8 protein-coding genes, 1 tRNA gene and 1 other RNA gene are annotated in these 7,661 nt (G+C 70.8%); 6 read left to right on the top strand and 4 right to left on the bottom strand.

The features are described from left to right. The first annotated feature begins 106 nt into the window (after nt 1–106). The 3 genes from TX83_RS15180 (at nt 107) to TX83_RS15170 (ending at nt 1,892) form a co-directional block, all read left to right on the top strand. Nucleotides 107–349 carry a MoaD/ThiS family protein gene (locus TX83_RS15180; protein ID WP_064748807.1) on the top strand — a complete coding sequence of 81 codons (243 nt, stop codon included), beginning with the start codon at nt 107–109 and terminating at the stop codon, nt 347–349. Between the two features lie 3 nt (nt 350–352). Then, on the top strand, nt 353–775 hold the full coding sequence (locus TX83_RS15175; protein ID WP_064748806.1) for a molybdenum cofactor biosynthesis protein MoaE: 423 nt from the start codon (nt 353–355) through the stop codon (nt 773–775). 109 nt (nt 776–884) lie between these two features. After that, on the top strand, nt 885–1,892 hold the full coding sequence (locus TX83_RS15170) for a YncE family protein (RefSeq protein WP_064748805.1): 1,008 nt from the start codon (nt 885–887) through the stop codon (nt 1,890–1,892). A 6-nt stretch (nt 1,893–1,898) separates the two neighbouring features. Here TX83_RS15170 and TX83_RS15165 read toward each other — a convergent pair whose 3' ends face one another. Next, nucleotides 1,899–2,147 (bottom strand): helix-turn-helix transcriptional regulator, encoded by a 249-nt coding sequence (locus TX83_RS15165; protein ID WP_064748804.1) that lies wholly within the window; start codon nt 2,145–2,147, stop codon nt 1,899–1,901. On the opposite strand from TX83_RS15165, the gene TX83_RS15160 reads away from it, so the two are divergent. After that, complete coding sequence (locus TX83_RS15160; RefSeq protein ID WP_186442613.1) at nt 2,068–2,493, top strand: hypothetical protein; 426 nt, start codon at nt 2,068–2,070, stop codon at nt 2,491–2,493. The two genes, TX83_RS15165 and TX83_RS15160, sit on opposite strands and share 80 nt — an antisense overlap. A gap of 103 nt (nt 2,494–2,596) precedes the next feature. On the opposite strand, the gene ffs is transcribed toward TX83_RS15160, so the two are convergent. After that, nucleotides 2,597–2,693, bottom strand: an RNA gene (gene ffs, locus TX83_RS15155) — signal recognition particle sRNA small type. Nucleotides 2,694–3,007: 314 nt separating this feature from the next. Between ffs and TX83_RS15150 the strand changes: the two genes are divergently transcribed. Then, nucleotides 3,008–3,742: a metallophosphoesterase family protein gene (locus TX83_RS15150; protein WP_064748802.1), complete on the top strand. Its 735-nt coding sequence runs from the start codon at nt 3,008–3,010 to the stop codon at nt 3,740–3,742. Between the two features lie 392 nt (nt 3,743–4,134). Here TX83_RS15150 and TX83_RS15145 read toward each other — a convergent pair whose 3' ends face one another. Together TX83_RS15145 and TX83_RS15140 are read right to left on the bottom strand one after the other, a co-directional pair. Continuing rightward, a complete protein-coding gene (locus TX83_RS15145) occupies nt 4,135–5,409 on the bottom strand; it encodes a glycosyl hydrolase family 28-related protein (RefSeq protein ID WP_064748801.1) in 1,275 nt (424 codons plus the stop codon). Between the two features lie 721 nt (nt 5,410–6,130). After that, nucleotides 6,131–6,223: transfer RNA gene (locus tag TX83_RS15140), tRNA-Ser, on the bottom strand. A 280-nt stretch (nt 6,224–6,503) separates the two neighbouring features. On the opposite strand from TX83_RS15140, the gene dnaX reads away from it, so the two are divergent. Beyond that, on the top strand, nt 6,504–7,661 hold a 1,158-nt coding region (dnaX, locus tag TX83_RS15135; protein WP_141233521.1), incomplete at its 3' end, for a DNA polymerase III subunit gamma/tau.

Raw genomic sequence — 7,661 nt, 5'->3', positions numbered from 1 at the left:
AACCCGCGGCCGGCGAGCGCGCTGCGCGGCGGCCGGCGGCCAGCCAGACGAGCGCCGCCGGGTCGGCCGCGACCAAGCCGGTGCGCGCGCGCCGCCGGGGTAGCGCATGAGCCGGCTGACCGTGCTGTATTTCGCCAGCCTGCGCGACGCCGCCGGGGTCGCCAGCGAGGCGGTCGAAGCCGACGGCCCCGACCTGCGCGCCTTGTACGAAACCCTGCGCCGGCGCCACGGCTTCGCCTTGCCGGTCGAACGGCTGCGGGTCGCCGTGGACGGCGATTTCGCGGATTGGAACGAGGCGCCGCGCGCGGGCAGCGAAGTGGCCTTCATTCCGCCGGTCTCGGGAGGCTGAGCGATGGCGCGCTTCCGATTGTCCGAGCATCCGTTCGAGATCGCGCCGCTGCGCGAGCGCCTGCTCAGCGAGCGCGCCGGCGCCTACGCCGGCTTCGAGGGCTGGGTGCGCGACCACCACGACGGCCGCGCCGTGGCCGGCTTGCGCTACGAAAGCTACGCCGCCCTGGCCGAGGCCGAGGGCGAGCGGGTGCTGGCCGAGGCGATGGAAAAGTTCGCCATCGTCGAAGCCTGTTGCGTGCACCGGGTCGGCGATCTGGCGATCGGCGAACTGGCGGTGTGGGTCGGCGTCAGCGCCGCGCATCGCGATGCCGCGTTCGCCGCCTGCCGCTACATCATCGACGAGACCAAGCGGCGCGTGCCGATCTGGAAGCACGAGCGCTACGCCGACGGTGCCGCCGACTGGCTGCACCCCGAACCGCCGTAAACGCCGGCGCGCGAATGCGACGCAGGTGCGCGGCCGCTGGCCGGCGTTGCGCTAGGCTCCGCTCGACGCCGTCGTGCGCTGTCGCAAACCTCATCGGAGCCGAACCGCCATGCGCTTGCGATCCCTGGGACTGGGCCTGTATCTGCTGATCGCGCCTGCGGCCGCGGGCGAATTGCTGGTCGGCAACAAGGCGGCCGATACAGTCTGGCGCCTGTCCCTGGACGACGGACGCAAGCTGCGCGCATTCGCCAGCGGACGCGGTCCGCACGAAATCGCGGTCGCCGACGACGGCGCGTTGGCGGTGGTCGCCGATTACGGCGACAAGGACGCGCCCGGGCATACCCTGACCGTGCTCGACCTGCACGGAAAACAGCCGCCGCGACGGATCGGGCTGGGCCGCCACGGCCGCCCGCACGGCCTGCGTTTCCTGCCCGGCGGGCGCGAGTTGCTGGTCACCACCGAGGCCACTTCGCAGCTGTTGCGCGTGGATGTCGCCGACGGACGGATCGTGGCCGAGATCGCGCTCGGCGAGGGTCGCGGCCACATGGTCGCGGTGAGCGCCGACGGCGCCAGCGCCTATGTCAGCAAGATCGACCGCGGCACGCTCAGCCGGATCGACCTGCGCCGCAACCGCAAGACCGACGAAGTCGCCGCCGGCGCCGGCGCCGAAGGCCTGGCGGTGCGGCCCGGCAGCGGCGAGATCTGGGTCGGCAACCGCGAGGCCGGCACGGTGACCGTGCACGACCCGGACGACCTGTCGATCCGCGCGGCCCTGGACAGCCCGGGCTTTCCGATCCGCGTCGCGTTCACCGCCGACGGCCGCTACGCCATGGTCAGCAACGCGCGCGCGGCCACCCTGTCGGTGTTCGACGCGCGGCGCAAGCGCCTGCATGCGCGCGTCTCGCTGGCGCGCGAGGGCGTCGAGTATCGCGATACCTTGCTCGGCCGCGCCGCGCTGCCGATCGGCGCGATCGCCGACCCGCGGCGGCCGCGCGTCTATGTCGCGATCAGCGGCGGCGACGAGATCGCGGTGATCGATCGCCGTCGCTGGCGGGTCGTGGCGCGCTGGCCGACCGGGCGCGAGCCGGACGCGTTGGCGTTGACGCCTGCGCCCTGAGCGATTTCAGGCGTCGAGGGCGACGACCGCTTCGCCTTGGCGCGCCGCGCCCGGGGTGATCCCGAGCACGCGCTTGAACGCGCGCGAGAACGCGGCTTCGGATTGGTAGCCCAGTTGTTCGGCGATATCGGCGATGGCCCGGTCGCCTTCGCGCAGCCAGGTCAGGGCGACGTGCATGCGCCAGCGCGCCAGGTACTGCCTGGCCGGTTCGCCGACCTGTTGGTGGAAACGCGCGGCGAAGGCCGAGCGCGACATCGCCGAAACCGCGGCCTGGGCCTTGCTGGCGCGACATTGGCGCGGAGTGGAAGTGCGCGAGCTGCTCGGCGAGCGCGACCTGAGCCATGCGCAGGCCGCCGCGATCCTGGGCCAACGCCTGGGCCTGTCGGATCTGGAGTACCGGCAGTTGGAGCCGGGCGAGGCGGTGGACGGGCTGATCGGCGCCGGCTTCGCGCCGGATCTGGCCGCGGCCTATGTCGAACTGGCCCGCAGCATCAACGCCGAGTTGATCCGTTCGCTGCAGGGGCGCAATGCGACCAACACGCCGCCGACCCGGTTCGAGGATTTCGCCGAGGCGTTGGCGCAGGCGTATCGGGCGATGTAGGCGCAGGGGCGGCCAGGCGCGCCGAGGCCGGTCCGGCAGCCTCGGCCGGCGCGGGCGAGGCGATAGAGAGCGGAGCGGGAATGCCGGCCCGAAAAGGCGGCGGCCCCGCAAGCGTGACTCCGGCGCCCGAATCAGTCGATACCGTTGCTGCCTTCCGGCCCTGGCGGGGTTTTCGACCTATCGTCGCGGAGGCGCCAACGGGGCCACCATAGACTCGGCGATGCGCAGGCGCGTCGCGAGGCCCAGCATTCTGCCTGAGCCCCCGCCGCGGCGCAATCACGGCCGCGGCGGGCGTTCAGCGCCGCCGCGTCTCGCGGTCTCGCGGCGGCGGCATCGGCTGCGCGCCTGGATCGATCGCGGCAGGGCTCGGGACGCCCGGGCCCGCGGCCGCCGACGGTCTCGTCCGGGCCCGCCAGGAGGGCCGGCGAGGCCGTGCGTCGGCGTCATACGCTGAACCCCACGAGTGAAGCCGGCCGTTGAAACCTGCCGTAGAAACCGGCCGTAGAATCGGCGCATGCGCATCGCAGTGCTCTCCGACATCCACGGCAACCTCGGTGCACTCGAGGCGGTGATCGCCGACTTTCGCCGGCGCGGCGTCGAGCATGCGGTCGACCTGGGCGACCTGCTGTCGGGCCCGCTGCAGCCGTGCGCGACCGCGGACCGGTTGATCGAACTGGGCTGGCCGACCATCGCCGGCAACCACGAGCGCCAAGTGCTGTTCGATCCGCTCGAACGCATGAGCGCTTCCGACCGCCACGCCGCTGCGGAACTGCGCCCGGATCAGCGCGACTGGCTGCGCGCGCTGCCGCCGAGCCTGCGCCTGGACGAAGAGGTGTTGCTGGTGCACGGCACCCCCGCCAGCGATCTGGCGTGCTTCCTGCAAACCATCGACGCCGGCGGCATGCGTGCCGCGCACGCCGGCGAGGTCGCGCGACGCGCCGGCGACGACCCGGCGCGCCTGATCCTGTGCGGCCACACCCATGTGCCGCGCGCGTTGCGGCTCGACGACGGACGCCTGATCGTCAATCCCGGCAGCGTCGGCTTGCAGGCCTACGCCGGCGAGCATCCGCACCCGCACCGGGTCGAGAACGGTTCGCCGCAGGCGCGCTACGCCATCGTCGAACGCGACCGTGACGGCTGGCATGCGCAACTGCTGCAAGTCGACTACGACTGGGGCGCGGCGGCGGCGCTGGCCCGCCGCAACGCGCGCGAAGATTGGGCCCGCGCGCTGCTGACAGGACGCGTCTGACCCCAGCGCCGAGTCGGATCCTGCGTCTGTAGGAGCGGCGCGAGCCGCGACCGCGTTCTTGCGGCCTCGCGCCGCAAGCAAGGCTTCCGCCCGCAAGCGGACGGGTACTGTCTTGGGGCGCCCCCCAAAATCCCGCCGGATGTCCTTCGGTCAAAATCGGCAAAAAATCCGGTACACGGAAATCTCCCCTGCGGCTTCGATGCCGGCGCCGGGATTTTTCGATAAGACATCCCTGTCTTATCGACGCATGCGCTTCAATCGCGGAGCGCACGTCTTGTGCGCCACCGTTCGGGCCTGCAGGCGCCGTCGCGGGTCCGCCGCGGCGCCAGGCTGTTCCGGCAAGGGCGACACGGCAACTTGGGGGGGCGAGATACTCGGCCTCCGCATCCCTGTCAGCGCTGCACCACGAACGTCGCCGCGGTCGCGTTCAAGGTATTGCACTGCTCGAACAATAACCGGTCGCGATTGACTGTGGCGTAGGACTCGTGCCGGCCCATCAACTGGCAGGACTGCCATTTCACGAACGGCATGTCGCCGTTGCGCGGGCGGTAGGTGACCGGGAACGCCAGCGGTCCGACCGAGGACACATGCGCCCAGGCCGCGTCGGTGCAGCTGATGAACGTCAGGCTGCCGTTCTTGGCGTCCCAGCCGCAGTTGAGCAGCTTGCTGCTGGTCGAGCGCAGTTCGAAGCGCACGCCGATCACGACCAGGGTCTTGACCGTATTGGAATGGCTCTGCGCCGGCAGATCGAAGAACACCGACGGCACCTGCGGATCGGTATTGGTGTGGATCCACGAACCGCCGTAGACGTTGATGTAGCCGCCCTTGGCGAAGCGCAGCAGGGTGCCGCTCTTGTACTCGAACTTGCAGTCGCGGAACCAGAAGTTGAGGAACTGGTCCTGCTGGGCGAACTCCGGCGACATGCCCGAATGCAGGAAAGCGTCGCCGATCACCACGTCGTTGGCCAGGTGGCAGCGGTTGAACGACCATTCCGAGTTGAGGTTGGAGTCGCTCGGGCCGTCGAGGCCGATGATTCGCTCCCACGGGCCGCGCCATTCGACATCGTCGAAAGCGAAGTCCTGATTGGAATCGTTGACCGCCGACCAGGCGAACAGCCAGCTTAGGCCGGCGCGCGCCGAACGGAAGCCGATCTCGCGCACGCGGAACTGGCGCAGGCGGCCGGCCGCGGTCATCAGGTTGTTGTTGAAGCGGTCGCCGCTGGCCAGCGGCGCGTCGAACAGGATTTCCGAGCTGCGCTTGCCCTGACCCTCGATTACGTAATTGCGCAACTGCGGACCGACCATCGGCAGCAGCGCGTCGGCCTTGGTCACCCGGTACACGCCGGCGGGGAAATACAGATGGTGGGTCAGCCAGCCGTTGCTGTTGACCGAGGCGAACACCGCATCGCGGGCGCGCTCGATCGCCGCAGTGTCGTCGGTGCTGCCGTTGCCGACGGCGCCGTAGTCCTTGACGTTGACCCGGCCGTCGGCGGGCAGCGCCAGCGCGCCGGCGGCGGCCGTCGTGCGACGCGGGCTCGGCGCGACCGCTGCTGCGGCGGCCGCGCCGGCGCTAGCGGTGGCCGCGGCCATCAGGCCGGCGGCGCCGATCAGCTGGCGGCGAGAACGCGAAGTCGGGGTGGCGTCGTTGGCGGGAATCTTCTTGCTCATGAGAATCCTTGTGTGGTGGATGCGCCCGCAAGGGCGAGAGCCGCGACGGCGGCGGGGCGCACGCGGATTGGGCCGCTCCGTCGCGAGCCGCGCGCAATCTAGGCGCCACGCCTCTATGGAATTGCGATGAGCAACGCAATTCGCCCGTGCGACTGCGATGGCAGTTGTAACGAAAGGTTGTAGTGAGTCCGCAGTCGCGCTCTGTCCATACGCCGACGCGCTGCACTGCGACCGCCGGTCGGCGATGGAAGGCGCTGGCGCTGCGATGCCTGTGTCGTTGCGCAATGGTCCACAGCGGACTTCGCCGGCGACGACACAGCGGGCGCGGATGTCGCGTGGTTCCGAGCGAAGCGGGAATGCGATGGACGTTCGGCTCGCAACGCCCCGGCGCGCCGGCGATCTCGCCCGGCGCGGACAGGCTTTCGAGCCGCTCGGGCGATGGACGCAGGTACCGGGCACGGCCGCCGGCGATGCGGCGGGGCACGATCGTTGACAGGCTGTCGCAGCCGCCCTCGGCGAGCGCGGCTCGCATGGTGGACCGACAAGATCCGCACCAGCGCCGGATCGAAACCGCGCCGAATGCCGTCGACTCAACGCACCGGTTTGGACGAGCCGGTTTCGGCGGGCTTGACCGACGAACTGGATCGAAGGGACGGCGCGATCGCGGTTTCGGTCAACAAAAAAGCCCCCGAGCGGACTCGGGGGCTTTCTTCACGTGAACTGGCGGAGAGAGGGGGATTCGAACCCCCGAAGCGCGGTTTAGACGCTTACACACTTTCCAGGCGTGCTCCTTCAACCACTCGGACACCTCTCCGGGATCTGTGCGACTCGCTGGGCGGGCCGTTCAGAGCCGGGAATTCTAGCCTTGGCGGGGGCTGGCGGACAAGCTGGGCGTGGCCGGCCCGGCTTCCGGGCCGCTATAAGGGGGGTTTCCCGAGTCCCGGCGGACGCTCCGGGCGCGGCCGCGCGGGGCCGGCGTGGCACAATGCGCGGGTTCCACAGTGCCGCGCCCAGCGTCGTGACGGCGCCCGCTCGCGCGCGCTGTGCCGCGTTACCCTGGCGGCTCGTCCGCAGGCCTCATCGCAAAGGATCCGATGTCGTATCTCGTCCTCGCCCGCAAGTGGCGCCCCAAGCGTTTCGCCGAACTGGTCGGGCAGGAGCACGTCGTGCGCGCGCTGACCAACGCGCTCGGCACCGGGCGCGTGCACCATGCCTTCCTGTTCACCGGCACCCGCGGGGTCGGCAAGACCACCATCGCGCGCATCTTCGCCAAATCGCTCAATTGCGAGCGCGGTACTTCGGCCGATCCCTGCGGCGAGTGCGCGGCCTGCCTGGACATCGACGCCGGGCGCTACATCGACCTGCTCGAGATCGACGCGGCCAGCAACACCGGCGTCGACGACGTGCGCGAGGTGATCGACAATGCCCAGTACATGCCCAGCCGCGGCCGGGTCAAGGTCTATCTGATCGACGAAGTCCACATGCTGTCGAAGTCGGCGTTCAACGCGCTGCTGAAGACGCTGGAGGAGCCGCCGGGGCACGTCAAATTCCTGCTGGCGACCACCGACCCGCAGAAGCTGCCGGTGACGGTGCTGTCGCGCTGCCTGCAGTTCAACCTCAAGCGCCTGGACGAGCAGCAGATCGCCGGGCAGATGACCCGCATTCTCGCCGCCGAGCAGATCGGCGCCGACGAGTCGGCGATCCGCCAGTTGGCCAAGGCCGCCGACGGCAGCCTGCGCGACGGCCTGTCGCTGCTCGACCAAGCCATCGCCTACGGCGGCGCCGGCGGCGACACGCGCCTGGAAGGCGCTGCGGTCGCGGCGATGCTGGGCTCGGTCGACCGCACCCGGGTCGGCGCGGTGCTGGCCGCGCTGGCCGACGGCGACGGCACGCGGCTGATGGCCGAGGTCGCGACCCTGGCCGAGTTCTCGCCGGACTGGGGCAGCGTGCTGGAGTCGCTGAGCGACGCCCTGCACCGGATCCAGGTCCGCCAGTTGGTGCCGGAGGCGGCGGTCGAGGCCGACGGCGTCGATGTCGACGCGCTGGCCGCGCAGCTGCGGCCTGAGGTCGTGCAGCTGTGGTACCAGATGAGCGTCAACGGCCGCCGCGATCTGCCGCTGGCGCCGAGTCCGCGCGCCGGTTTCGAGATGAGCGTGCTGCGCATGCTCGCGTTCCGCCCCAGCGGCGCGGCCGAGCCCGGCCCGGCGCCGGGCGGTTCGGGCGGGCGCAGCGAGCCCGCGCGCGGCCGCGAC

This window comes from Lysobacter antibioticus HS124, assembly GCF_000336385.2.
GTDB lineage: Bacteria > Pseudomonadota > Gammaproteobacteria > Xanthomonadales > Xanthomonadaceae > Lysobacter > Lysobacter firmicutimachus.
This window is presented reverse-complemented; position numbering and strand designations above follow the sequence as displayed.

Excerpts from the sequence above, each read along its gene's own strand:
- TX83_RS15180 (WP_064748807.1), top strand. The coding sequence starts at position 107 with ATGAGCCGGCTGACCGTGCTGTATTTCGCCAGCCTGCGCGACGCCGCC.
- TX83_RS15175 (WP_064748806.1), top strand. The coding sequence starts at position 353 with ATGGCGCGCTTCCGATTGTCCGAGCATCCGTTCGAGATCGCGCCGCTG.
- TX83_RS15170 (WP_064748805.1), top strand. The coding sequence starts at position 885 with ATGCGCTTGCGATCCCTGGGACTGGGCCTGTATCTGCTGATCGCGCCT.
- TX83_RS15160 (WP_186442613.1), top strand. The coding sequence starts at position 2,068 with ATGCGCCAGCGCGCCAGGTACTGCCTGGCCGGTTCGCCGACCTGTTGG.
- TX83_RS15165 (WP_064748804.1), bottom strand. The coding sequence starts at position 2,147 with ATGTCGCGCTCGGCCTTCGCCGCGCGTTTCCACCAACAGGTCGGCGAA.
- TX83_RS15150 (WP_064748802.1), top strand. The coding sequence starts at position 3,008 with ATGCGCATCGCAGTGCTCTCCGACATCCACGGCAACCTCGGTGCACTC.
- TX83_RS15145 (WP_064748801.1), bottom strand. The coding sequence starts at position 5,409 with ATGAGCAAGAAGATTCCCGCCAACGACGCCACCCCGACTTCGCGTTCT.